Origin of the sequence: Pseudomonas sp. PDM01 (genome assembly GCF_014852325.1) — a bacterium.
Lineage (GTDB): Bacteria > Pseudomonadota > Gammaproteobacteria > Pseudomonadales > Pseudomonadaceae > Aquipseudomonas > Aquipseudomonas migulae.
The window spans coordinates 161,537-183,805 of sequence record NZ_JACVBK010000008.1 but is presented as its reverse complement, the minus strand read 5'-3'; the positions used below and the strand labels follow the sequence as shown (position 1 = coordinate 183,805).

Genomic DNA, 22,269 nt, shown 5'->3' with positions numbered 1-22,269 from the left:
GAGTCTTTATCTGGTCGTCGCTATCATGGATATCCTGTCCGAATTCTTCGAACGCACGAACCTTCAGGGCAGGCTTTTCTTCTCTGGTCGGGTCGACGGCACTCTTGTCCTCGATAAGCCGCCAGGCATGGCGTTCATCCATGTCATCAGCCAGGGCGGTATCGACATGGTTCAGCCTGGGTTACCAAAGATTTCCATTGCCGAGCCCAGCGTGCTGTTCTGTCCGAGCAGTTGCCGGTATCAACTGCGCTCCAATACGATCGAGGGGGCAGAACTGATTTGCGCCTCATTTCAATTTGGGCGAAACACACAACACCCCTTCCCTCTCGGGCTCAAAGAAACCCTGATCTTCCCATTCAGAGAGCTGGAGAATCTCGACCCGGTTATTGGCGCGTTACTCGCCGAGTTTCGGGATCAGGAGGCTGGAAGGACCAAAGCGCTGAATCTGCTGTTGGAATACATATTTGTCCTGATCGTGCGACGCGCCGTTGCAGACGGACTGATATCCAGTGGATTGCTCTATGCCCTGCAGGATGGGCGCCTCGGCGCGGTATTCAACAGCATCCATTCAGTGCCGGATGAGCTTTGGACCGTCGAGAAACTGGCGAGCCTGGCAAACATGTCCAGGTCGAAATTTTCTGCCTGCTTCACTCAGATAATGGGGCAGTCGCCTATGGGGTACGTCACCGCATGGAGGATGAAGGTGGCTCAGGACATGCTTCGTGACGGTGTTCAGATCAAGGTGATCGCCGAGTCGGTCGGTTACAGCTCGCAGGCGTCTTTTTCGAAAAGCTTTCTGAACGTCATTGGTTGTCCTCCAGCCGAGTGGCTGAAACGCGATGCCAGTGCAGAAGCACCCTTGGTGACCGCACACGTGCAGCCGGCATAAGATTTTCTGGTTTCACAGGCGTAACAGAGCAAGGATCGCCTAACCAAAATGAAGTCTTTATGACTACCTATCGAGTCATATTGACTCTTAACAGCCGTTGTATATATGACAACACACAATCCTATCTTGTTGATATATAACAATAAATAAACTGGCACGATTCATGAATTGGTTTTGGAAATGCCTCCAAAGCAGGAAATCATCATGTCTCGTTCCATGCCCCTCAGCTTTACGCTTTGCCTGTTGCTCTCACCCGTGTGCATGGCCGATCAGGTCGTCCGTGAGGTGCCTGATACCACCGCTGGCAAGGGCGCCGGTGCCGTGACGGGATTGATGGTCGGCGCTGTGGGTGGCCCGATTGGAGCGCTCATCGGTGCCGGTGTCGGATTCTTTGCCGGCAGCGCGGTTCAGGAAGCGGCCGGTCTCACGGAAACCGCTTATGAAGTGAAGGACGCCCAGGGCGAAATCAGCACTGTTCGCTCGCCCAATGCCCACTTCGAACCAGGTCAGCAAGTGACGCGCAAAGGCCCGCGCCTGGTGCGTCAGGACAGTTGATCCTGCCATCACCACGAACTTCTTTTTGGGATCCGGCCATGGGTCGGTTCCTCTTTTTTTTCTCGTTTTCGAGGGTGGACGAGCCGCATCTCGTCTGCCCTTTTTTCTTACACCGCGCTTTATCCTTAAAGGCTGCGGAACACCGCAAACACCCTCTTGATGATAATCATCGCAATGAATACTCATCGATCTAACGATAGGTATCAGCCGCAAAAGTCGCTTCATCCAAGGCAATGCAAAAAAACAGCAACTTCATAGCCGGCTGTCAGACAAATATGGATAAGCATCTAACACACAAGCACTTTTATTTGCTTTCCTGACCATTCGGCCAACAAAGACAGCAAAAATTATCCTCGTCGTCACGTTTTAAGCATTTCAATTCAACACTACTTTCTTATAAAATTCCCCGCCTTAATGGCCCCTGGCCAGCAACCTCGGAAAAGCGGCTCTCTCTCCCTTGAAAAGAAAAGCCCGGCGACACCTTGTTGCGACTTTTCCTGACATCATCCGGTACAGCTCCGAACACTGAATTCCTTTCGTACAATCATGAACTGCCAGCCAGGCACTTTCTGCCTGGATGCTCCCTTTACTAACTTTTCCCTATCTGTCCGAGACAGAGGAGGATTATTTGCTTCGCAAGCTTGCACTGCCTTATGGTTTGAGGACGATCCTGACGACTGCGCTGGTATTCCAGTGTGCAACTTTAGTCCTCAGCTTATGGTTAGTGAGCAGCAACCAATCGAGCATTGGAACCCTATCAAGTGTCGCTGTCGATCAAGTCGACGCAGTGGCGGAAACAGTTCAACACTTGATGGAGGCACGCCTCTCCCTGTCGCGAGCCAACACCCGCATCGTACTGTTTAATAAAATTCCGCATGAAATGGTGCAACACGCCCGCGCGGAACTGACACTGGCGAATAAATCGTTTGACCGCTTCCTCACACACACAAAGGTTGATGAAGAAAATCACATCCGAGTCCAGGCTTTAAAAGACGTGTATTCACGTTATGTGGAGGTGCTCAATCAATTGGTCAAGTACACGGGCGCTGGCGACGTCCAATGGGCACTCGCTCAGCCGGTACAGGACATTCAAGAGCAACTCCTTCTGGAACAAAAAAACTTCATAAAATACGGAAACAGCATCAGTCAGACTTCACTTCAGTCCATGGGTGATCGATTTAAAATATACATCGCCGCCGCTGCAATGATACTTCTCATGGTATTAGCAACAACATTCTTCCTGTTGTACATCATAAAGAAAGTAGAGAAGAGTCGACTTCTAAAAATTGCCGTCAATCGAACTGACAGTGCAATTATCGTCACCAATCCGGACAGCATAATTACCTATGTAAACGAGGGTTTTGTGCGCATGCTGGGTTATGAAATATCAGACCTGGTGGGGAAAAAACCGGACGAGGTATTTTATGGCCGCCATACGGATCAGGAAGCAGTCCTTTCTTTCAGAAACAGTATCCAGAAAGGACAAAGCCATACCACTGAATTACTGGTCTACAACAAATCAAAGAATCCATTATGGGTACGCGTGGTCGCCAATCCGGTGCTCGACCCACAGGGTGTTCAGCAGGACGTCGTGGCTATTGTGACGGACATCACCGAAGCCAAGATGAACGACGAGTTGCAGTTCAAGGTCCTCAGTGCCATGGCCCGCGAAGAGCCACTTCCCGACATCATGAAGTTGATTTGTCTGGAGATAGGTCGTATCGCTCCTGAAATCGGCGTTTCAATAAGACAATTTGATGAGCAGGGCTGCCTTCCACTGGTGGCGGAATTCAACCTGCCGGCCGGGTTGATTCAGTCACTGGAAAGCCTTGCCGAAAGGTCCATCCTGAAAAAAATGGACGTGAAAGAAAGCATGATGCTGAATTTCACTGACCCTGCATCGGACCAGGGCGATTGCATCGATCACAAACTCTCGCAATCGTTCGGTTTCACAGCTGGTTGGGTTAACACCATTCGCTCCAACAACGGACGTTGTTTAGGCACATTTACCCTTTACTACCGTGAAAATCACCTCCCTGCGGTCCAACATCACCGGCTGCTTGAAACCAGCCTGAAGCTGTGCGCACTCGCCCTCGAGAGGGACAGCTTTATCAACGATATTGAACGACTGGCCTATTATGACAGCCTGACGATGTTGCCCAATCGGCGACTGTTGATGATGAAAGCAAACTCAATGATTGCCAATGCTCAGCGCTCGCAATCATCAATGGCCGTGTTGTTCATCGACATTAATAAGTTCAAGCAAATCAATGACTCACTTGGGCATGCTGCCGGGGATTTGCTTCTGTCTGAAATAGCCAGGAGGCTTCAGGGTTCTGTGAGGGGCAACGACTTTGTCAGCCGGCTTTCAGGAGATGAATTCGTCATTATTCTGTCTCCCTCCAGCGCTGAACAGGCGATTGCCTTTTCAGAAAGAATGCTCAGCAAACTATCGGAACCCATGATGTTGGCCGATGTAAAAATTGCGCCCTCGGCCAGCATTGGTATTGGTATTTATCCAGACCACGGTAACGACATTCACTCGCTGCTTTTGCATGCCGATCAGGCGATGTACAAAGCCAAGTCCGCAGGCCGCCAGGCAATTGAAGTGTTCGACCAGGTGATCAACGATTCAACCAATGACGAACTGACACTGAGCCTGGCCCTCGAGAATGCCCTGGAGTCCAATCAGCTGACGCTGCATTACCAGCCCCAGATAGCGCTCGACGACAACCAACTTTTTGGTGTCGAGGCACTTGCCCGCTGGTGTCATCCGGAGCTTGGAAACATCCCTCCAAATCGATTCATCCCCTTGGTGCGCGAGGCAGGATTGATGCCCAAGCTCAATCAATGGGTACTCACCGAAGCCTGCCGGCAGATGGCTCAATGGCGCGACTTGGGACTTGCCGTGCCTCGCATGTCGGTAAACATCTTCCCCGTCGCCTTTCGCGACAGAGCCATTATTGATCTCATCCAATCACTGCTGACAAAGCATGGGCTCCTACCCTCCTGCTTGACGCTGGAGGTCACGGAAGACTTCATACTGGACGCCACCGACAATGTCATATCGGTCATTACCGAGGTCCGTCAATTAGGCGTCAGCTTATCCATTGACGATTTTGGCACCGGTTACTCCAGCCTGAGCTACTTGCTGCGATTGCCCGTGGACACCATCAAGCTGGACAAGAGTTTTATCGACGATATCGAAAAAAGTGAAAGCGCCCGGACGCTGGCGCAGTCGATTGCCGGGATCTGCAAGAGCTTGCAATTGAACATTGTTGCCGAGGGTGTTGAAACCAATGCGCAGCTTGAAATCCTTCGAGGCCAGGGATACCAGATAGCGCAAGGTTATTGTTTCTCGCGCCCTTTGGCCCCACAGGATTTGGCTCAATGGATCCGTGAGAGATTCCTTTCCAGCGATGAAAGCGAACGCTACCGAATCTCGGCTCCCAAGAGCTTGCTGTGAGATTTCAAGGGATGTCGTACAGAACCTAGAACGCCAGTTTGTAGCCGATCAGCACCAGCATCGTCGCCAGGCACGGGCGCAACACCTCATCCGAGATGCGGCCGGTCAGGTGGCTGCCCAGGTAAATCCCCGGCAGCGAACCGACCAGCAAGTAGCCCAGCACATGCCAATCCATGTTGCCCATGCTCGCATGGCCGAGACCGGCGACCAGGGTCAGCGGTACGGCGTGGGCGATTTCCGTGCCGACGAGGCGGCGGGTAGGCAACAGCGGATACAGGATGAACAGCGCCACAGTGCCCAGGGCGCCCGCGCCGATGGAGGTCAGGGCGACCATGGTGCCGAGGATCAGGCCGGTGATCACGGTCAGCCCATTCAAGCGTTTGCCGCTTGGGTTGTAGGTGCCACCGGCGCGTTTGTGGGCGAAGTCGAGCAGGCGTTTCTTGAAGAAAATCGCCAGTGCCGTGGCAAACAGGACGAAGCCCAGCGCCTGTTTGATGATGGCGTTCATCGCGTCGGGGGACGTTTGCAAACTGCTCAGGAACCACAACGTCAGCGCGACGGCCGGCACACTGCCGAGCGTCAGCCAACCGGTAATGGCCCAGTCAATGTTCTTGTTCTTGCGATGTACCAGCACACCACTGGATTTGGTAATCGCGGCGTACAGCAGGTCCGTACCCACCGCTGTCGCCGGGTTGATGCCGAACCAAAGCAGGATCGGCGTCATCAGCGAGCCGCCGCCCACGCCGGTCATGCCGACAATGAACCCCACCACCAAACCTGCCACAACCAAACCGAAGTTAACGAAATCCATTAACACGCCCACAAAAACGCATGAAAAAACTGGCCCGCAGCATAGCGATTTTTCTTATAACTACTTATATCGATGCGGTCTATCGTTATTCCTGTCGTGCATTCCTTGTAGGAGCCGGCTTGCCGGCGATAGCGGAATTTCTACAACATTGATTTGACTGACACACCGCAATCGCCAGCAAGCTGGCTCCTACAAGGTCGGGGTTTACTGGACGGGGAGGAAATTGAGGAACAACAGGCTCTGTGCGTAGTTCAGGCCGATCCGCCGGTAGCGCTCGTCCAGCATCTGGGTCAGCAGGTCCAGGCGCGCGACGATCTTGCCGAACTCCACGGCAAAACTCAGGTTGCTGCCCTCCTCCGAGATCTCGTTGGAAAACAGCAAGGGCTCGCCGTTTTTGTTTTGCCGCTGGCTGAGGATCCAGGTGGCTTTCTCGATGTTGCGCGCAGCGTTGCTGACGAAGACCGGGTTGATCGCATCGGTCATGTAAAACTCCAGCCGATTGCCGTGAGCGGTGACCAGCATGCTGCCGATGGCGTAGATGAAAGCGCCGACCCGGTCGCCGAGGAACTCCGGGCTCATGGCGTAATTCAGCGCTGCCAGATCCTTCTTGCCCCCCAGCGTCGGCAGCGGTTGTTGCTGTTCGATGGCCAGGCGCACCTGTTTGCCGGCGGTGCGGGCGTCGAGGAATCCGGACTTCTTCAGCTCCTGCGGGTTGCGCAGGTAGAGCTTGCCCATCAGCAGGTAAAGGCTGTCGAGGTTGTCGCGCATCGCCAGGGTGGCCATGCGGTCGACGCTGGTCTGGAGGAATTCCTGGGGCCTGCCTTCACGAAACTGGCTGACGATGTCCCGGCCCTGCTGCTGACTGCAACCGGTCGTGAAGAGCATCGACAGCACGGCGAGCAGCAGGCAATGGCGGCGGATGTGCACAGCGGTGAGGGGTAAAACTCGGGCCATGGGTGCTTGAACTTGGGCATGGGCCGGCGGAGGGGATCGCCGCAGGCTGACCAAGGGTAGAGCCGTGGATTGCGAAAAAGTGCAGAACCTGCAGTCCGCCCTTTCCCAACAAAGTGAAGGGGATTACTCATTAGTCATACTTTTTAATTGCAACGTCGCACGATTCAGCTATAAATCCTTCCCTGTCGAATTAATAATCGACATTTAGTATGACTACTTTTAAAAAACAATAAAAAGGAAGGTAACCCATGCTTCACTCCAGATACCCGCACTACGCCCTTGGGCTGTCCCTGATGATCGCCACCCTCACCGCACAGGCCAATGGTCTGTCCAGCGAACATAAAGCCTTCGGCAAAACCAATGACGGCACAGCCGTCGAACAATACGTGTTGCGTAACAGCCACGGCATGCAGGCCACCGTGATCACCTACGGAGCGACGCTGCAGTCGCTTGCCGTGCCGGACAAAAACGGCAAGCTCGAAGACGTGGTGCTCGGCTTCGACAACGTACAGGGCTATCAGAGCGGCAAGGCCTACTTCGGCGCGACCATCGGGCGCTTCGGTAATCGCCTGGCTAACGGTGCGTTCGAAATCGATGGCAAGCGCTTTCAGGTGCCGCAAAATGACGGCTCGAATTCACTGCACGGCGGCCCGCAGGGTTTTGACAAACATGTCTGGAAAGCCAAACCGGCGAAGGGCAAGGATTCAGTGGGCGTGACGCTGACATACCTGTCGGCGGACGGCGAAATGGGTTTTCCTGGCAACCTGACAACCGAGGTCACCTACAGCCTCAACGAAAACAACGAGCTGCGCATTGAGTACAAGGCCTCCACCGACAAACCGACGGTGCTGAACCTGACCAATCACAGCTACTTCAACCTGGCCGGCGCGGGTAACGGCGACGTGTTGCAACAGGTCGCAACCTTGCACGCCAGTCACTACACGCCGGTCAACGGTAAGTTGATTCCTACCGGCGAGCTGGCTCCGGTGACCGGTACGCCGATGGACTTCACCCAACCCACCGCCATTGGCAAACACATCAAGGCGGATCATCCGCAGCTGAAATTCGCTGAGCCGAAACAGGGTGGCTTCGATTTCAACTGGGTGCTGGATGCCAAGGGGGACCTCGGCAAACTGGCTGCCGATGTCAGCGACCCGCAGTCTGGGCGTCGTTTGCAGCTCTATACCACTGAGCCTGGCGTGCAGTTCTATACCAGCAACTTCCTTGATGGCTCGGTCAAGGGCAAGGCCGGCAAGACTTACGCACACTGGAGCGCGTTCACTCTGGAAACCCAGCATTACCCGGACGCGCCCAATCAGCCGAACTTCCCGTCTACGCGACTGGATCCGGGCAAGACGTATACCCAGAGTACTGTGTTGAAGTTTTCTGCTCGGTAAGACGTTGGGGGGGGCATCGGCGCTTGGGTGAATATCCATTATTTCGGTGATGGCTGATCGTGGTTTCGCCCTTACGGCGAGTCACTTGGAAGAGCCCCAAGTAACCAAGGGCTCTTGCCCCTTTCGTTCGGTGGCTCGCTAATGCTCGCCATGCCCTCGCTCCGGTCCTGCTCCGTGGGCCCGCCGCGATCGGCCATCCCTGGCCGTGCGCGGCTAACCCGGCATCCATGCCGGGTTGCCCACTGCGCAGAACCTCCACTCGGCCTCTCGAGGGGGCGCTCGGATCAAAAGCGGAAGGCGAGCTAACGCTCGGCCTGATGAGTGGTGGAAATCAAAAGCGCACGCGATCCCTGTAGGAGCCGGCTTGCCGGCGAAAAACGTCTGGGCGACGCGTTCATTCAGACAGCCCGCGTTATCGTTGACACCTACAGCCCGGGGAACCCATGGGCTATTCTGCTGCCAACCGAAGTATCGACCGAATGACATCAAGGAGCTTTGCATGCGGACTCTCGAACTGGCCGGCATCAACGTACCGGTTATCGGCCAGGGCACCTGGCGCATGGGTGAAGATCGCGCTCGACACCACGAGGAAGTCGCCGCGTTGCGCCTGGGCATCGAGTTGGGCATGACCTTGATCGATACCGCGGAAATGTACGGCGAAGGGGGCGCCGAGAAAGTCGTCGGCGAAGCCATTGCCGGCCTGCGCGACAAGGTGTTTCTGGTCAGCAAGGTGTATCCGCACAACGCCAGCCGCAAGGGCATCCCCGAGGCCTGCGAACGCAGCCTGCGGCGGTTGAACACCGATTACATTGATTTGTACCTGCTGCACTGGCGCGGCCAGTACCCCCTTGAAGAAACCGTTGAGGCATTCGAACGCCTGCGCGAGGCCGGCAAGATCGGCCGTTGGGGCGTGTCCAATTTCGACGTGGATGACCTGCAAGAACTGGCCTCCCCGGCCTGCGCCACCAATCAAGTGCTCTACAACCTTGAGGAGCGTGGAATAGAATTTGATTTACTGCCGTGGAGCCAACAGCATCGTCAGCCATTGATGGCGTACTGTCCCATCGGCCAGGGCGGGAGTTTGCTCGCTCACCCGACACTCAAGCAGGTGGCCGTCCGTCACGCGGCGACACCGGCCCAGGTAGCCTTGGCATGGATTCTGCGGCAGGATGGAGTCATTGCCATCCCCAAGGCGGTCCGACCTGAGCATGTGCAACTGAATGCGCATGCCGCGCAATTGAAGCTTGTAGCCGGGGATCTGGAGGCGCTGGACCACGCGTTTCACGCGCCACACCGCAAACAGCGACTGGCCATGGTCTGAGCCATCGCGGTTCTGTCAGAGGGCTTCTCATGAGAAGCACCGATCAGCTCGACGTCTTTGATCTGCAACGCTTTCTACGGGCGCAGGACCCGGTATTCGAACGGGTGAAAAACGAGCTCGTTGCGGGCCGCAAGCGCAGTCACTGGATGTGGTTCATCTTTCCGCAATTCATCGGCCTGGGCGGCAGCGAAATGTCGCAACGATATGCCATTCACTCTGGAGAGGAGGCTTCGGCGTACCTCAAGCATGCGCTGCTGGGCCCACGGCTGCGCACCTGCACGCAGTTGGTGCTGGATATTCCGGAACGCTCCATCATCGAAATTTTCGGCCATCCGGACAATCTGAAGTTCCGCTCGTCGATGACCCTGTTCGCGCAGTTCGCCCCGGATGACAGCCTGTTCCAGCAAGCGCTGATGCGGCACTTCCATGGGATTCCGGATGACTGGACGTTATCGCTGCTGGACTCAAAACAGGCCCAACTGCCCCCCAATCAGGGTTGAGAAATCGTCATCCACGAACGGCAGAATCGCATCCGCCACCGGTTGCAGCTGCCGGGTGACGTAATGGTCGTAATCGATCGGCGCGCTGCGGATCTCCAGCGGCTCGGGCCCGGCGACGGTGATCACGTAGCTGATCCAGCCGCCGTTCTGGTATTGCCGCGGACGGCCCTGTTGATCGTTGTAGTCGTCGGCGATCCGCGCCGCGCGGACATGCGGCGGCACGTTGCGCTCATAGTCATCCAGGGTCCGGCGCAAGCGCTTGCGGTAGATCAGGCGATCATCGAACTCGCCCGCCAGGGTCTTGCGCACGTACTCGCGGACATAGTCCTGATAGGGCTGGCGATGGAAGATCCGTGTGTACAGTTCTTGCTGGAATTGCCGGGCCAGCAGCGACCAGTCGGTGCGCACGGTTTCCAGCCCCTTGTAGACCATCTCGTCGCTGCCGTCGTCACGCGTGACCAGCCCGGCATAACGCTTCTTGCTGCCCTCCTCCGCACCGCGAATGGTCGGCATCAGAAAGCGCTTGTAGTGGGTTTCGAACTGTAACTCCAATGCGCTCTGCAGCCCGTACTCCTCTTGCACATGCACGCGCCACCACTGGTTGACGTGATCCACCAGCGCGTGGCCGATCTGCGCCGCTTCCTGCTGACCGTGGGCGCGGCGCAGCCAGACAAACGTCGAGTCGGTATCGCCATAGATCACTGTGTGCCCCTGGGCTTCGATCAACTGGCGGGTACGCAGCATGATTTCGTGCCCGCGCAACGTGATCGACGAGGCCAGACGCGTATCGAAGAAACGGCAACCGCTGGAACCGAGCACGCCGTAGAAGGCGTTCATGATGATCTTCAGCGCCTGGGACAACGGCGCGTTGTGTTCGCGCTTGGCGGTTTCGCGGCCCTCGGCGACCCGGGCGACAATGGCCGGCAGGCAGTGCCGGGTTCTGGAAAAACGCGCCCCGCGAAAACCGGGCACGGACTCGCTGTCCTCGGGATGCTTGAGCCCTTCGATCAGGCCCACCGGGTCGATGAGGAAGGTGCGGATGATCGATGGATAGAGGCTTTTGTAGTCGAGCACCAGCACCGATTCGTACAGGCCCGGCTGCGAGTCCATGACAAATCCGCCGGGGCTGGCCTGTGCAGGCTTGCTGCCGAGGTTGGGCGCAACGAACCCCTGGCGGTGCATCAGCGGCATGTACAGGTGCGTGAAGGCCGCCACCGAACCGCCACTGCGATCCGCCGGCAAACCGGTCACGCTGGCCCGCTCCAGCAGGAAAGTGAGCAATTGGGTCTTGGCGAAAATCCGCGTGACCAGTTCGCAGTCCTTGAGGTTGTAAGTGGCGAGCGCCGGTTTGTCCTCGGCGAACATGCGGTTGATTTCGTCCATGCGCTGGTACGGCGTGCTGATCGACTTGCCCTCGCCGAGCAGGGTTTGCGCGACGTTTTCCAGGCTGAACGATGGAAAACTCCAGGTCGCCGAACGCAGGGATTCGATGCCGTCGATGATCAATCGCCCGGCGGCCGAGGCGAAGTAATGGTTGCGGCTGCCGTGCTCGCGCCACTGCATTTCCTCACCGCCGCGCCCCAGTTTCAGCGGCACCGCCAGGCGTCGGGCGTGTTCGTGAAGCACGCGCAAATCGAACTGCACGACGTTCCAGCCAATGATTGCGTCAGGGTCGTGCCGGGCGAACCATTCGTTGAGCTTTTTCAGCAGCAGGGTGCGCGACTCGCAATACTCGAGCTGGAAGTCGACCTTGCTGTCGTCGCCGTTGGGCGGGCCGAGCATGTACACCTGACGCTCGCCGCAGCCTTCCAGCGCGATGGAATACAGATCGCCCTGAGCGGTGGTTTCGATGTCCAGGGACACCAGCCTGAGCGTCGGTCGATAGTCGGGATCGGGTTTCATCTGCGCGTCGAGCAGCAGGCCTTCGGCATCGGGTGTGCCACCGAAGATCACCGGCGCGGTGATGAAGCGCTCCATCATGTAGCGTTCCGGGGGGCGTACGTCGGCCTCGAACATCTCGACGCCAGCCTTGCGCAGCGCGGTTTCCAGGCGCATCAGTTGACCGTGTTGCTGGCAATACAGGCCGAGCACCGGGCGATGCTCGAAATCCAGCAGGGCCAGGGGTTTGAGCTCGACGTTTTTTTCGCCGTGCAGCACCTGTTCAGCTTGTTCGCGCTGCTCGGCGGGGATGAACGCCACCGACGGTTGATGCGGCAGGCGAATACGCTGGGGACCGGTGTCGGTCGCCAGCCAGAACTCGACTTCCGTACCGGCCGGGGTATCGCGCCAATGCCGGGTCAGGACGAAGCCCCGCTGTAAATCCACCACTGCAACCTCACCTCTGATTCAGAGCGCAATTCTACGCGGCATTGCGGGGGATAACAGCGAACGCCTGGATTGGAATGAACCCTTGTAGGAGCTGGCTTGCCGGCGATAGCGCCCGTTCAAACGATAAATACGTCGCCTGACCCACCGCTATCGCCGGCAAGCCGGCTCCTACAAGGTCGGTGGGGTGTTCGAAAATGAGAGGTTTATCGAAGAAAAACGGCTGAATGGCGTTTTTTGCGCGTTATCTGCCGTTTTCTGCCTTGCCCTCGGCGCTCGGGTCTACGATTCTTCAAGAACAACGACAACACCCGAGAAGCCACCATGAAAACCGTCGCCCAACTGCTCAAGTTGAAAGATCAGAAAAATCAGGAAGTGCACCAGATCAAACCCGATCACATGGTGCTCGAAGCACTGATGAAGATGGCCGAGAAGAACGTCGGTGCCTTGCTGGTGGTAGAGAATGACGAAGTGCTGGGCATCATCAGTGAACGTGATTACGCGCGCAAACTGGTGCTGCATGGCCGCTCTTCCGTGGGCACGCCGGTGCGCGACATCATGGTGTCGCCAGTCATCACCGTAGACACCCATCAAACCGTCGATACGTGCCTGGGCATCATGTCCGACAGGCGCCTGCGCCACCTGCCGGTGGTGGAGAACGGCAAGTTGATCGGCTTGCTGTCGATCGGCGACCTGGTCAAGGAAGCGATCGCGGAGCAGGCAGAACTGATCCGCCAGCTGGAGCAGTACATTCGCGGCGAGTAATGCGAGCCCTGTAGGAGCGAGGCTTGCCCGCGAAAGCGCCGACTCAGTCAATGAACGTGTCGCCTGACCCAACGCCTTCGCGGGCAAGCCTCGCTCCTACAGGTCATCAGTGATATTCAAACGGGCCAATGCCGCGCAAAAACCGGTGCCAACGTCGGGTGCCGGTCGATTCGCTCAAGCCAGGCGAAAAAACCGGGCCGGGCACTGCGCAAATGCTCCCGGGTGCCCGCCCACCGCGAGATCACCGCCGCCAATACATCCAGCGCACCCGGCGTCTCATCGCCCAGGTACAACTCGCCCGAGAACTGATCGGCAAACACCTCCCAACTCCAGTGCAACCGCTCGCGTGCGCCGGCCATGAGGTTGTCACGCGAGGGTTTGTCCGCCACGAGCAACCAGCGCTCGGGGTAATCGATGATGCCGATCGCCGCATAACAATTGGTGACGATGTACACCAGCCCCCGGATCGCCTGATCGCGCTCGGCGGCGTCTTTGGGCAGCAGTTTCGACTTGGGAAACGTCAACCCGAGATGAATCAAGATCGCCGCACTTTCGGTGAGAACGCTGCCGTCAGGCAGTTGCAGGGTCGGAATCTGCTTCAGCGGGTTGATCTTCTCCAACGCGTGGGCCGCCTCGGTGGATAACTCGACGTCGATGAAGCGGTAAGGAATCTCGCACAGCTCCAACGCAGCTTCGATGGCAGCGGCGCCGGAGTTCTGGTGTCCGTATAGCTGATACATATCGCGCTCCTGGCGAGACGAACAGGTAGTCGGTAGACGAGCGGGCAAAGGTCACGTTCCCTGCCATTTGGCGGATCTATGCAGGTAAGATGCGCGATCCCGGGGCTCTCTTCCAATACCCCCGCAGCACACTTCAAGGAAAGAACATGCGCCAACAGGATGGCCAACGCGCCGCACTTTTTCGTACCTTCGGTTTCATTCTGGCCTGCCTGGCGCTAAGTGCCTGCTCGCCAAGCGACCACTCGTCATCGGCCAGTCTAGCCGGTGAACAAGGGCGTGGCGGGGCCATGCTCGCCTATGAACACAAATTGCAGCTGTTGCTGCCCCAGTCAGAGATTGCCCCGCGTTTGCAGGCCACGCGTGAGGCGTGCGAAACCGCACGCTTCGGCGCCTGCAATGTCTTGCGCATCGAGCAAGGCGCCGGCCGCGCCGACATCACCTTGCGCATTGCTCCTGCCGGCGTCGAGCCGTTGGTGGCGATGGCCGCCGAGGGTGGCGAACTGGGTCAGCGGATCACCAGCGCCGAAGACCTCGCCGATGCCGTGGACGACACCCGCCGACGCCAGGAACGACTCAAGGCCCAGCAGCAACGCCTGGATGAACTGGCGACCCGCAAAGACATCAGCGTCACCGACCTGATCACCCTGAGCAAAGAGCAGGCCGGGATCGAAAACGATCTGCAAGCCCTGGCGCAGATTGCCGCCGGGCACCAGCGGCGTCTCGACACCAATCGGGTCACCTTATCGTTCCTGCCGACCGGCGCCAGCAGTCGCTCGTCGCACTTGAGCCAGGCATTCAGCAATTTGCTCGACAACCTGGCCGACGGCGCCGCCGATGCACTGGAAAAAACCAGTTACGCCCTGCCCTTCCTGATCCTCGCGTTCCCGCTGTTCATGCTGTGGGTCTGGTTGTGGCGCAAGTTCGTTCGGCGTCGGACCTGAGCCGGGCGTCAACCGCGCTCCGCCTGCCGACAACTGAACCATCACGCCTACGCACGGGGAGTTACCTGCTCCATCACTGCCGTCGATGTTCACCATCACGTCAATGAAGTTCTCATAAAAATTGTGCGGCGTACCATCAGCTCCATACCAAACAACTACACCCCGGAGCACACCACCATGAAACGCCAACTCTTCCTCAGCATCGCTTTCTCGGTTTTTGCAGTTAACGCTTTTGCCGCTTCGTCCGCTCACCCTGTTGTCGCTGAAGGCGGCTCGGATCGTTTGATCGAAAATCGTGTGGCCGAAGGTGGTTCCGACCGTCTGATCGAAAACCGCGTCGCTGAAGGTGGTTCCGACCGTCTGATCGAAAACCGCGTTGCCGAAGGTGGCTCTGACCGTCTGATCGAAAACCGCGTCGCCGAAGGTGGTTCCGACCGCCTGATCGAAAACCGCGTCGCCGAAGGTGGTTCCGATCGCCTGATCCAAAACCGCGTCGCCGAAGGTGGTTCTGACCGTCTGATCGAAAGCCGCGTTGCCGAAGGTGGTTCCGACCGTCTGATCGAAAGCCGCGCTGTATGAATGAATGGTTTTGCAGCAACACTCGACAAAAAACCCGGCCTTACCCGCCGGGTTTTTTTATGCATTTTTTGAGACCGGTCACTTCCCCGCCAGCGCCATGCAGCGCTGATAACGCTCGTCGACCCGCTTGGCAAACCAAGCCGTGGTGAGTTTTCGGGTGATTTTCGGGCTCTGCAACGCAATCCCCGGCAATACCGCTCGCGGCAATGAACGGCCTTCGGCCTTCTCGGCCAATTCGAAAACCCGCTGATACAACGTGCTGTCCTCGAACTCGAGGCTTTTGCCCTTCTCCAGTTGATCCCGAATCGTCGGATTGCGCATGCCCAGTTGCTTGCCGAGGGTGCGCACGGCCAGTTCCGTGGTGCCGGGCATGATCGAGTCGTAGCGCACCAGATCACCGTCCAGCGCCAGAGGAATCCCCGAAGCACGGCTCACCGCATTCTGAAATGCGGCGTTTCGACTGGCGTACCAACCGGCGTTGAAATCGGCGAAGCGGTACAGCGGCTGCTTGTAGCTCACCGGATAACCGAGCAAGTGGGCGATGCCGAAATACATACCGCCGCGACGGCTGAACACTTCATGCCGAATCGAGCCGTCCACCGGGTACGGATAACCCCGCGCCTGTTGCTCGGCGAAGTCGATACTGACCTGCATCGGCCCACCGGTGTGCACCGGATTGAAACCACCGAACAGCGTGCGGCCCATGGGCACCCTGCCGATGAAATCATCGAAGATCGCGCTCAGTTCCTTTTCACTGCGCGCAGCATTCAATCGGTCGCTGTAGCTTTTGCCGGTGCTGGAACGTATTTGCAGCGCACCGCTCACCAGCAGGCCGGGGATGTGGGCCTTGGCGGCACGGCGGTCGATTTCCTCTCGGGCGATCTTGCCCAGGCCCGGCACCGGCGGGTCCGCCTGAAAGGTCGACTCCTGCTCGGTGACCGCCAGTACGGAACACAGATTTTGCGTAGAGGGATAAATGTTCTGCGCAGCAAACGCCGCGTAGATGTCCGTGGCCCAGCCTTGGCTATCAACAGTTTTCGTCGGCAGCAGGCGCACGATCTCGGCCTTGACCTCTTTGGGTGTGCGGGCCGGGGCTTCCTGGGTACGCTGAGTTCCGCAACCGGCCAGCACCAACAGCGCCGCGACGCTCGTGATCAATCGATTGGCTTGCATGGCGCTCCATCAGATCCGTTGAACCGGGTTAACCATACGATCAATCGCATGGCGCAGGCTATGACTGTGCCGGCGACACACTGTTCCCGGCACAGACACACTGAACGGTGGGAGCCGGCTTGCTGGCGATGGGAGCACCGAGGTGCATCAAGATGAGCGCGTTATCGTTCATCGCCAGCAAGCCGGCGCCTACAGGGTCTTTTTCCGTTGGGCGGGCTGTCTGACGGCCCTCTTCGGCTGGACCATACTTGAGCCAAGACGCCAGGGGAGAACAGGCGCATGAACCGTAGCGACGTATTGATCATCGGCGCCGGCCCCACCGGTCTGGTGCTCGCGCTGTGGCTGAGCAAACTGGGGATCCGCGTGCGGATTATCGACAAGACCTCGGCCCCCGGCACCACTTCACGGGCGTTGGCCGTGCAAGCGCGCACACTGGAACTGTATCGCCAGCTCGACCTCAACGAGGCCGTGATACACAAAGGGCATCGCGTAGCGGCGGCGAACTTCTGGGTCAAGGGCGAACCCGTGGCGCGTTTGCCGTTGGGCCGGATTGGCGAGGGCCTGACGCCGTACGCGTTCCTGGAAATATTTCCCCAGGACGAGCATGAACAATTGCTGATTGAACGCCTGGAAACCTTTGGCATACGGGTCGAGCGCAACACCGAGCTGGAGAGTTTCGAAGAAACCGGCGATGGCATCACCGCGCGGCTGCGCCTGCCCGATGGTCAAGAGGAAACCTGTCAAGCCTGTTACCTCGCCGGTTGCGACGGTGCCCGCTCGCGGGTGCGCAAAACCCTCGATACCGGATTTCCCGGCGGCACCTACCAGCAGATTTTCTACGTGGCCGACGTACAGGCCAGCGGGCCGGCGCTCAATGGCGAGCTGCACCTGGACCTCGATGAAGCAGACTTTCTCGCGGTGTTTCCCCTCGCCGGCGAAGGTCGCGCGCGGTTGATCGGCACCGTTCGTGACGAACGCGCCGAGCACGTGGAAACCCTGCGATTCGAAGACGTCAGCACCCGCGCCATCGAACACTTGAAAGTGCAGATCGAGCAGGTGAACTGGTTCTCGACCTACCGTGTGCATCATCGGGTGGCCGATCACTTTCGCAGCGGTCGCGCGTTTCTATTGGGCGACGCGGCCCATGTCCACAGCCCGGCGGGCGGCCAGGGCATGAACACCGGCATCGGCGATGCCATCAACCTCGCCTGGAAACTCGCGGCCGTGTTGAGCGGCGGTGCTGCCCCGCATCTGCTCGACACGTATGAAACCGAGCGCATCGCCTTTGCCCGCAAACTGGTCGCCACCACCGACCGGGTGTTCAGTTTTGTCACCGCCGAAGGACGCATGGCAGATTTGCTGCGTACCCGTCTGGCGCCGTTCCTGTTGCCGAAAATGGCTTCGTTCGAGGCTTCCCGGGAATTCCTGTTTCGTACGGTGTCGCAGATCACCCTCAATTATCGTGGAATGCCATTGAGCACCGGCGTCGCCGGGCACGTTCACGGAGGTGACCGCCTGCCGTGGGCACATGATGGTGAAGGGGATAATTTCGGGCCGCTGAAGTGCCCGAACTGGCAGGTGCATGTGTACGGCGACACCAGCGACGAAATGATTGCCTGGTGCAATGAACATCACTTGCCGTTGCATGTGTTTGACTGGCGACCGGCGTTTGAAACATCAGGCCTTGGGCGCAACGGGTTTTATTTGTTGCGGCCGGATACCTACGTGGCGGTGGCCGAGTCGTGCTCGGATCCGAAGGTGATCGAACGGTACTTCCGGGATCGCGGGATACGACCGTATTTTGGGGCCTGAGCGCGCCGCAAATCCTGTAGGAGCAAGCTTGCTCGCGATGAGGCCGGCCCCTCCAGCGTCTCGGGTGACTGGCCCACCGCTTCGCCAGCAAGCTGGCTCCTACAGATTTTGTGTGTTTTTTAGATCCCGGCCAGGGCCAGGTCCATCGCGAAGTAGGTGAAGATCAAATCCGCCCCCGCCCGTTTGATCGCGCCGAGACTCTCGCGCACCACGCGGTCCTCATCGATGGCCCCGGCCTGTGCGCCGAACTTGATCATCGCGTACTCGCCGCTGACCTGGTACGCCGACAGCGGCAGGCGCGAAACCTCGCGAATGTCGCGGATGATGTCCAGGTACGCGCCGGCCGGCTTGACCATCAGCGCGTCGGCGCCTTCCTGCTCGTCCATCAACGACTCACGCACCGCTTCGCGGCGGTTCATCGGGTTCATTTGATAGCTTTTGCGGTCGCCCTTGAGTGCGCTGCCGCCGGCTTCGCGGAACGGGCCGTAGAGCGCCGAGGCGAATTTGGTCGAATAGGCCATGATCGCGGTCTGGGTGAAACCGGCGGCGTCCAGCGCCCGGCGAATCGCCTGGACCTGGCCGTCCATGGCCGCCGACGGCGCGATCACATCGGCACCGGCACGGGCTGCCGCGACGGCTTGTTTACCGAGGTTGATCAGGGTCTGGTCGTTGTCGACTTCGTGGTTGTGCAACACGCCGCAGTGACCGTGGTCGGTGTATTCGCAGAAGCAGGTGTCGGACATCACGATCATCTCCGGCACCGCGTCCTTGGCGATGCGCGCCATGCGCGAGACCAGGCCATTGTCGCTCCAGGTGTCGCTGCCGCTGCTGTCCAGATGATGGGACACGCCGAAGGTCATCACCGACTTGATTCCCGCACGGGCATAGCGCTCGATCTCGCCGGCCAGTTTCGATTCCGGAATCCGCATCACACCGGGCATGCTTTTGATCGGCACGAAGTCGTCGATTTCTTCCTCGACGAAAATCGGCAGCACCAGATCGTTCAAGCTGAATTCGGTTTCCTGGAACAGGCTGCGCAGGCTCGCATTGCGGCGCAGACGGCGTGGACGTGCTTCGGGGAACTGACTGGACATGGGGCTTCCTGAAAAATCGGGGGACGAGACGAAAGTCGTAAGGGGGCGAAAGCTTATGCCCAGTTCGCCGCCGGGCACAAACCTCAGCGGAGTAAAAACCGTTACCGCCACAGCAATAATCACCGGAATCCCTGTGGGAGCGAGCCTGCTCGCGATGGCGGTGTGTCAAACAACAGAGATATTGACTGATACACCGCCATCGCCGGCAAGCCGGTCTCGCTCCCACAGGTTTAGATGTTCAGCGTGCCGGTAATGCACGTAACTACAGAACCACCAATCCAGATCTCATCGCCCACCTGATCGACCTGAATGCGCCCAGCCCGCCCCATGGTCAAGCCCTGACTCACCACGTAAGACGCCGGCGCCAGCCCTTCGCTGAGCAGCCATTGGGCGATGCCGGCATTCAGGCTGCCGGTGGCGGGATCTTCCGGCATGCCGTCGCCGGAAATGAACGCCCGCACTTCGAACTGTGCGTCATCGCCGTCACGCTCGGGATGCCACGGCGCAATCACGCCGACCGCGAGGCCAAGCATCTGCGTATGGTCCGGCTGAAGATCCAGCACCTGCTGACGATCCTCGACCATCACCGCCAGCCAACCCGCGCCGTTATCGACCCACTGCGCCCGCACGATGGCGCCCGGTTCCAATCGGAGCCCGCGTCGTACCCGCTCCACCAGCTCCGCCTGCACCGGCCCGGTCTTGAGCAGTGGCGGTGCGAGAAAGGCCAGTTCCGCGCCTTGCCGGCGCACCCGCACCAGGCCCACGCCGCATTCCTGAATGATCTCCTCGCCCTTGGGCACGCCACCGGCTTCGAGCCAGGCATGGCAGGTGCCCAGGGTCGGGTGACCGGCGAACGGCAACTCGTTCAGGGTGGTGAAAATCCGCACCCGATAATCGGCCCGAGGGTCCTGCGGGGCGAGGATGAACGTGGTTTCACTGAGATTGGTCCAGGTGGCGAACGCCGCCATGCGCTCATCGCTGAGCTCATCGGCGCCGAACACCACGGCCAACGGATTGCCCTTGAGCGCAACGCGGCTGAAGACATCTACTTGCTTGAAATCGAATGCGTGCATGGCCTGCCTTGGTCTTGGTGGATTCGAAAGGTCTTACTTGGGAATTTCCAGCCCGCGCATCACCGCCGGCCGCGCCAGGAAGCGCTCCAGCACCCGCGTCACGTTCGGGAAATCCTTGATGCCCACCAGATCGCCCGCCTCATAGAAGCCGATCAGGTTGCGCACCCACGGGAATGTCGCGATGTCGGCGATGGTGTAGCGCTCGCCCATGATCCAGTCGTGCCCCTGCAGACGTCCATCAAGCACTTTTAACAAACGTTTACTTTCCTCGACATAGCGATCCCGAGGGCGTTTGTCTTCGTAGTCCTTGCCGGCGAATTTGTTGAAAAAACCGAGCTGGCCAAACATCGGCCCGATACCACCCATCTGAAACATCAACCACTGGATCGTCTCGTAACGCGCAGCCGATTCCTGGGCCAGCAACTGCCCGCTCTTGTCGGCGAGGTAAATCAGAATCGCCCCGGACTCGAACAACGGCAGCGGCAGGTCGTCCGGCCCGTGGGGGTCGAGGATCGCCGGGATCTTGTTGTTGGGGTTCAGCGACAGAAACTCGGGCGACAGCTGGTCGCTGGTGTCGAAGCCCACGCGATGCGGCTCGTAGGGCAGGCCGATCTCTTCGAGCATGATCGACACCTTGACGCCGTTGGGGGTCGGCAACGAGTAGAGCTGAATCCACTCAGGGTATTGGGCTGGCCATTTTTGAGTGATAGGGAAAGCAGACAGATCGGTCATCGCATGGATCCACGAAGAGATTGAGAGGCACGATCATAGTGTGAGTGGCCGCAGGCTGCGACGTACGGCGTATCGATATTGATGATTACCAAGATCAATGGATTGCAGTCTTCTCCTGCGACCGCCCCGTGTACTGTGTCCATAAATCCGCAACATCCTGTCGATAACCTCTGCTCCAACCCGTTCATGGTTATCGGTACATTGCTGCGCATGCCGCCGGAATCGAACCAAACGGGCCTCAGTGGACTCTGAGTGTTGCCCTTTCGGAAACGGACCGGATCATCGACATGGAAAACACCCGACGCTGGGAGCGCGTGGTGTAAAGGTTTGTCAGCCTTAACCGAATGCGCTGAAGAACCCTTATTCCATGATGAACCTTATGAAATTGGTCCAACGCTTCAAACATCGCGCTTATATTGTGCTGCCCTCCCTGCTGGCAATCAGTGCGCTGTTCCTGTCGCTGGAAGTCCGTGAAAGCCGCGCCCAGCCGGCTGACGGCACCCAGACGCTGGTCTTCCTGCGCCACGCGGAAAAACCCGCCGGCGGCCTCGGCCAGCTCAATTGCCAGGGCCTGAACCGCGCCATCGACCTGGCCACCCTGCTCCCGGAAAAATTCGGCAAGGCCAACTACGTGTTTGCAGCCAACCCGACGCGCAATGTCGAGGAAGGCGAGCTGGATAATTCCTACAGCTACATTCGCCCCCTGATGACCATCAGCCCCAGCGCCATCAAGCTCGGCTTGCCGGTGAACATCAACTTCTCGGCCAATGACACCAGTGACCTGGCCGACGAACTGCTGCACGACAAGTACCACAACTCGGTGATCTACACCGCGTGGTCCCACGGCTATCTGCCCGAGCTGATCAACAAGGTCGCCGGCGAAGCGGTCGGCAAGAAACAGAACATCACCGATGACTGGGAGTCCAGCGACTACGACTCGCTGTATGTACTCACCCTGACCTGGCACAACGGCAAGGCCAGTCTGCAGAGCCACAGCTACAAGCAAGGCCTGGATAACGGCCGGGAAACCTGCCCGACATAACACGATTTGTGTAGGAGCCGGCTTGCTGGCGATGCAGACACCTCGGTCTTCCCGTTGCACCGAGTTGCCCGCATCGCCAGCAAGCCGGCTCCTACAGGGA

19 protein-coding genes are annotated in these 22,269 nt (G+C 58.5%); 11 read left to right on the top strand and 8 right to left on the bottom strand.

The genetic code is table 11. The features are described from left to right. Nucleotides 1-25: 25 nt before the first annotated feature. From IB246_RS20695 to IB246_RS20685, 3 genes are all read left to right on the top strand, one after another. The gene (locus IB246_RS20695; RefSeq protein WP_008044079.1) at nucleotides 26-889 is read left to right on the top strand and encodes a helix-turn-helix transcriptional regulator; all 864 of its coding nucleotides are present in this window, start codon (nucleotides 26-28) and stop codon (nucleotides 887-889) included. 204 nt (nucleotides 890-1,093) lie between these two features. Further along, the gene (locus IB246_RS20690) at nucleotides 1,094-1,444 is read left to right on the top strand and encodes a hypothetical protein (RefSeq protein ID WP_008044078.1); all 351 of its coding nucleotides are present in this window, start codon (nucleotides 1,094-1,096) and stop codon (nucleotides 1,442-1,444) included. A gap of 628 nt (nucleotides 1,445-2,072) precedes the next feature. Next, nucleotides 2,073-4,910: an EAL domain-containing protein gene (locus IB246_RS20685; RefSeq protein ID WP_225609109.1), complete on the top strand. Its 2,838-nt coding sequence runs from the start codon at nucleotides 2,073-2,075 to the stop codon at nucleotides 4,908-4,910. Between the two features lie 25 nt (nucleotides 4,911-4,935). Here the strand turns inward: IB246_RS20685 and IB246_RS20680 are convergent, their stop codons facing one another. Then, nucleotides 4,936-5,721, bottom strand: coding sequence for a sulfite exporter TauE/SafE family protein (locus tag IB246_RS20680; RefSeq protein WP_008033636.1), 786 nt, complete (start codon nucleotides 5,719-5,721; stop codon nucleotides 4,936-4,938). A gap of 204 nt (nucleotides 5,722-5,925) precedes the next feature. Next, entirely contained in the window at nucleotides 5,926-6,675 is a 750-nt protein-coding gene (locus IB246_RS20675) for a hypothetical protein (protein ID WP_008044104.1), read from the bottom strand. A gap of 248 nt (nucleotides 6,676-6,923) precedes the next feature. Between IB246_RS20675 and IB246_RS20670 the strand changes: the two genes are divergently transcribed. The 3 genes from IB246_RS20670 to IB246_RS20660 all read left to right on the top strand — a co-directional run bounded on the left by IB246_RS20670 (nucleotide 6,924) and on the right by IB246_RS20660 (nucleotide 9,893). After that, nucleotides 6,924-8,072 (top strand): aldose epimerase family protein, encoded by a 1,149-nt coding sequence (locus IB246_RS20670; protein WP_008044105.1) that lies wholly within the window; start codon nucleotides 6,924-6,926, stop codon nucleotides 8,070-8,072. A 499-nt stretch (nucleotides 8,073-8,571) separates the two neighbouring features. Beyond that, complete coding sequence (locus IB246_RS20665) at nucleotides 8,572-9,393, top strand: aldo/keto reductase (protein ID WP_008043885.1); 822 nt, start codon at nucleotides 8,572-8,574, stop codon at nucleotides 9,391-9,393. A 29-nt stretch (nucleotides 9,394-9,422) separates the two neighbouring features. Continuing rightward, the gene (locus tag IB246_RS20660; protein ID WP_008043883.1) at nucleotides 9,423-9,893 is read left to right on the top strand and encodes a DUF1810 domain-containing protein; all 471 of its coding nucleotides are present in this window, start codon (nucleotides 9,423-9,425) and stop codon (nucleotides 9,891-9,893) included. Here the strand turns inward: IB246_RS20660 and IB246_RS20655 are convergent. Further along, nucleotides 9,858-12,218 (bottom strand): DNA polymerase II, encoded by a 2,361-nt coding sequence (locus tag IB246_RS20655; RefSeq protein WP_162130718.1) that lies wholly within the window; start codon nucleotides 12,216-12,218, stop codon nucleotides 9,858-9,860. The two genes, IB246_RS20660 and IB246_RS20655, sit on opposite strands and share 36 nt — an antisense overlap. 324 nt (nucleotides 12,219-12,542) lie before the next feature. On the opposite strand from IB246_RS20655, the gene IB246_RS20650 reads away from it, so the two are divergent. Continuing rightward, on the top strand, nucleotides 12,543-12,983 hold the full coding sequence (locus IB246_RS20650) for a CBS domain-containing protein (protein WP_007944798.1): 441 nt from the start codon (nucleotides 12,543-12,545) through the stop codon (nucleotides 12,981-12,983). A 116-nt stretch (nucleotides 12,984-13,099) separates the two neighbouring features. Here the strand turns inward: IB246_RS20650 and IB246_RS20645 are convergent, their stop codons facing one another. Further along, a complete protein-coding gene (locus tag IB246_RS20645) occupies nucleotides 13,100-13,723 on the bottom strand; it encodes a glutathione S-transferase (RefSeq protein ID WP_008043873.1) in 624 nt (207 codons plus the stop codon). Between the two features lie 146 nt (nucleotides 13,724-13,869). On the opposite strand from IB246_RS20645, the gene IB246_RS20640 reads away from it, so the two are divergent. After that, the gene (locus tag IB246_RS20640; RefSeq protein WP_008043871.1) at nucleotides 13,870-14,664 is read left to right on the top strand and encodes a DUF4349 domain-containing protein; all 795 of its coding nucleotides are present in this window, start codon (nucleotides 13,870-13,872) and stop codon (nucleotides 14,662-14,664) included. 177 nt (nucleotides 14,665-14,841) lie between these two features. Continuing rightward, nucleotides 14,842-15,243: a hypothetical protein gene (locus IB246_RS20635; RefSeq protein WP_192230168.1), complete on the top strand. Its 402-nt coding sequence runs from the start codon at nucleotides 14,842-14,844 to the stop codon at nucleotides 15,241-15,243. A 78-nt stretch (nucleotides 15,244-15,321) separates the two neighbouring features. Here IB246_RS20635 and IB246_RS20630 read toward each other — a convergent pair whose 3' ends face one another. Continuing rightward, nucleotides 15,322-16,416, bottom strand: a complete 1,095-nt coding sequence (locus IB246_RS20630) for a DUF1615 domain-containing protein (RefSeq protein ID WP_008045204.1) — start codon at nucleotides 16,414-16,416, stop codon at nucleotides 15,322-15,324. 279 nt (nucleotides 16,417-16,695) lie between these two features. Here IB246_RS20630 and IB246_RS20625 point away from each other — a divergent pair, with 279 nt between their 5' ends. Further along, nucleotides 16,696-18,228, top strand: a complete 1,533-nt coding sequence (locus IB246_RS20625; protein WP_008045202.1) for an FAD-dependent oxidoreductase — start codon at nucleotides 16,696-16,698, stop codon at nucleotides 18,226-18,228. 119 nt (nucleotides 18,229-18,347) lie between these two features. On the opposite strand, the gene hemB is transcribed toward IB246_RS20625, so the two are convergent. From hemB to IB246_RS20610, 3 genes are all read right to left on the bottom strand, one after another. After that, the gene (gene hemB / locus IB246_RS20620) at nucleotides 18,348-19,322 is read right to left on the bottom strand and encodes a porphobilinogen synthase (RefSeq protein WP_008045200.1); all 975 of its coding nucleotides are present in this window, start codon (nucleotides 19,320-19,322) and stop codon (nucleotides 18,348-18,350) included. A 230-nt stretch (nucleotides 19,323-19,552) separates the two neighbouring features. After that, on the bottom strand, nucleotides 19,553-20,395 hold the full coding sequence (locus IB246_RS20615; protein WP_008045198.1) for a PhzF family phenazine biosynthesis protein: 843 nt from the start codon (nucleotides 20,393-20,395) through the stop codon (nucleotides 19,553-19,555). A gap of 33 nt (nucleotides 20,396-20,428) precedes the next feature. Next, nucleotides 20,429-21,127, bottom strand: a complete 699-nt coding sequence (locus IB246_RS20610) for a glutathione binding-like protein (protein WP_008045197.1) — start codon at nucleotides 21,125-21,127, stop codon at nucleotides 20,429-20,431. Nucleotides 21,128-21,494: 367 nt separating this feature from the next. Between IB246_RS20610 and IB246_RS20605 the strand changes: the two genes are divergently transcribed. Then, the gene (locus IB246_RS20605) at nucleotides 21,495-22,169 is read left to right on the top strand and encodes a hypothetical protein (protein WP_008045195.1); all 675 of its coding nucleotides are present in this window, start codon (nucleotides 21,495-21,497) and stop codon (nucleotides 22,167-22,169) included. Nucleotides 22,170-22,269 lie beyond the last annotated feature (100 nt).

Bases quoted from the DNA above. Each gene is read 5' to 3' on its own strand.
- IB246_RS20695 (WP_008044079.1), top strand. From the start codon at position 26: ATGGATATCCTGTCCGAATTCTTCGAACGCACGAACCTTCAGGGCAGG.
- IB246_RS20690 (WP_008044078.1), top strand. From the start codon at position 1,094: ATGTCTCGTTCCATGCCCCTCAGCTTTACGCTTTGCCTGTTGCTCTCA.
- IB246_RS20680 (WP_008033636.1), bottom strand. From the start codon at position 5,721: ATGGATTTCGTTAACTTCGGTTTGGTTGTGGCAGGTTTGGTGGTGGGG.
- IB246_RS20675 (WP_008044104.1), bottom strand. From the start codon at position 6,675: ATGGCCCGAGTTTTACCCCTCACCGCTGTGCACATCCGCCGCCATTGC.
- IB246_RS20670 (WP_008044105.1), top strand. From the start codon at position 6,924: ATGCTTCACTCCAGATACCCGCACTACGCCCTTGGGCTGTCCCTGATG.
- IB246_RS20665 (WP_008043885.1), top strand. From the start codon at position 8,572: ATGCGGACTCTCGAACTGGCCGGCATCAACGTACCGGTTATCGGCCAG.
- IB246_RS20660 (WP_008043883.1), top strand. From the start codon at position 9,423: ATGAGAAGCACCGATCAGCTCGACGTCTTTGATCTGCAACGCTTTCTA.
- IB246_RS20650 (WP_007944798.1), top strand. From the start codon at position 12,543: ATGAAAACCGTCGCCCAACTGCTCAAGTTGAAAGATCAGAAAAATCAG.
- IB246_RS20645 (WP_008043873.1), bottom strand. From the start codon at position 13,723: ATGTATCAGCTATACGGACACCAGAACTCCGGCGCCGCTGCCATCGAA.
- IB246_RS20640 (WP_008043871.1), top strand. From the start codon at position 13,870: ATGCGCCAACAGGATGGCCAACGCGCCGCACTTTTTCGTACCTTCGGT.
- IB246_RS20635 (WP_192230168.1), top strand. From the start codon at position 14,842: ATGAAACGCCAACTCTTCCTCAGCATCGCTTTCTCGGTTTTTGCAGTT.
- IB246_RS20630 (WP_008045204.1), bottom strand. From the start codon at position 16,416: ATGCAAGCCAATCGATTGATCACGAGCGTCGCGGCGCTGTTGGTGCTG.
- IB246_RS20625 (WP_008045202.1), top strand. From the start codon at position 16,696: ATGAACCGTAGCGACGTATTGATCATCGGCGCCGGCCCCACCGGTCTG.
- hemB (WP_008045200.1), bottom strand. From the start codon at position 19,322: ATGTCCAGTCAGTTCCCCGAAGCACGTCCACGCCGTCTGCGCCGCAAT.
- IB246_RS20615 (WP_008045198.1), bottom strand. From the start codon at position 20,395: ATGCACGCATTCGATTTCAAGCAAGTAGATGTCTTCAGCCGCGTTGCG.
- IB246_RS20610 (WP_008045197.1), bottom strand. From the start codon at position 21,127: ATGACCGATCTGTCTGCTTTCCCTATCACTCAAAAATGGCCAGCCCAA.
- IB246_RS20605 (WP_008045195.1), top strand. From the start codon at position 21,495: ATGATGAACCTTATGAAATTGGTCCAACGCTTCAAACATCGCGCTTAT.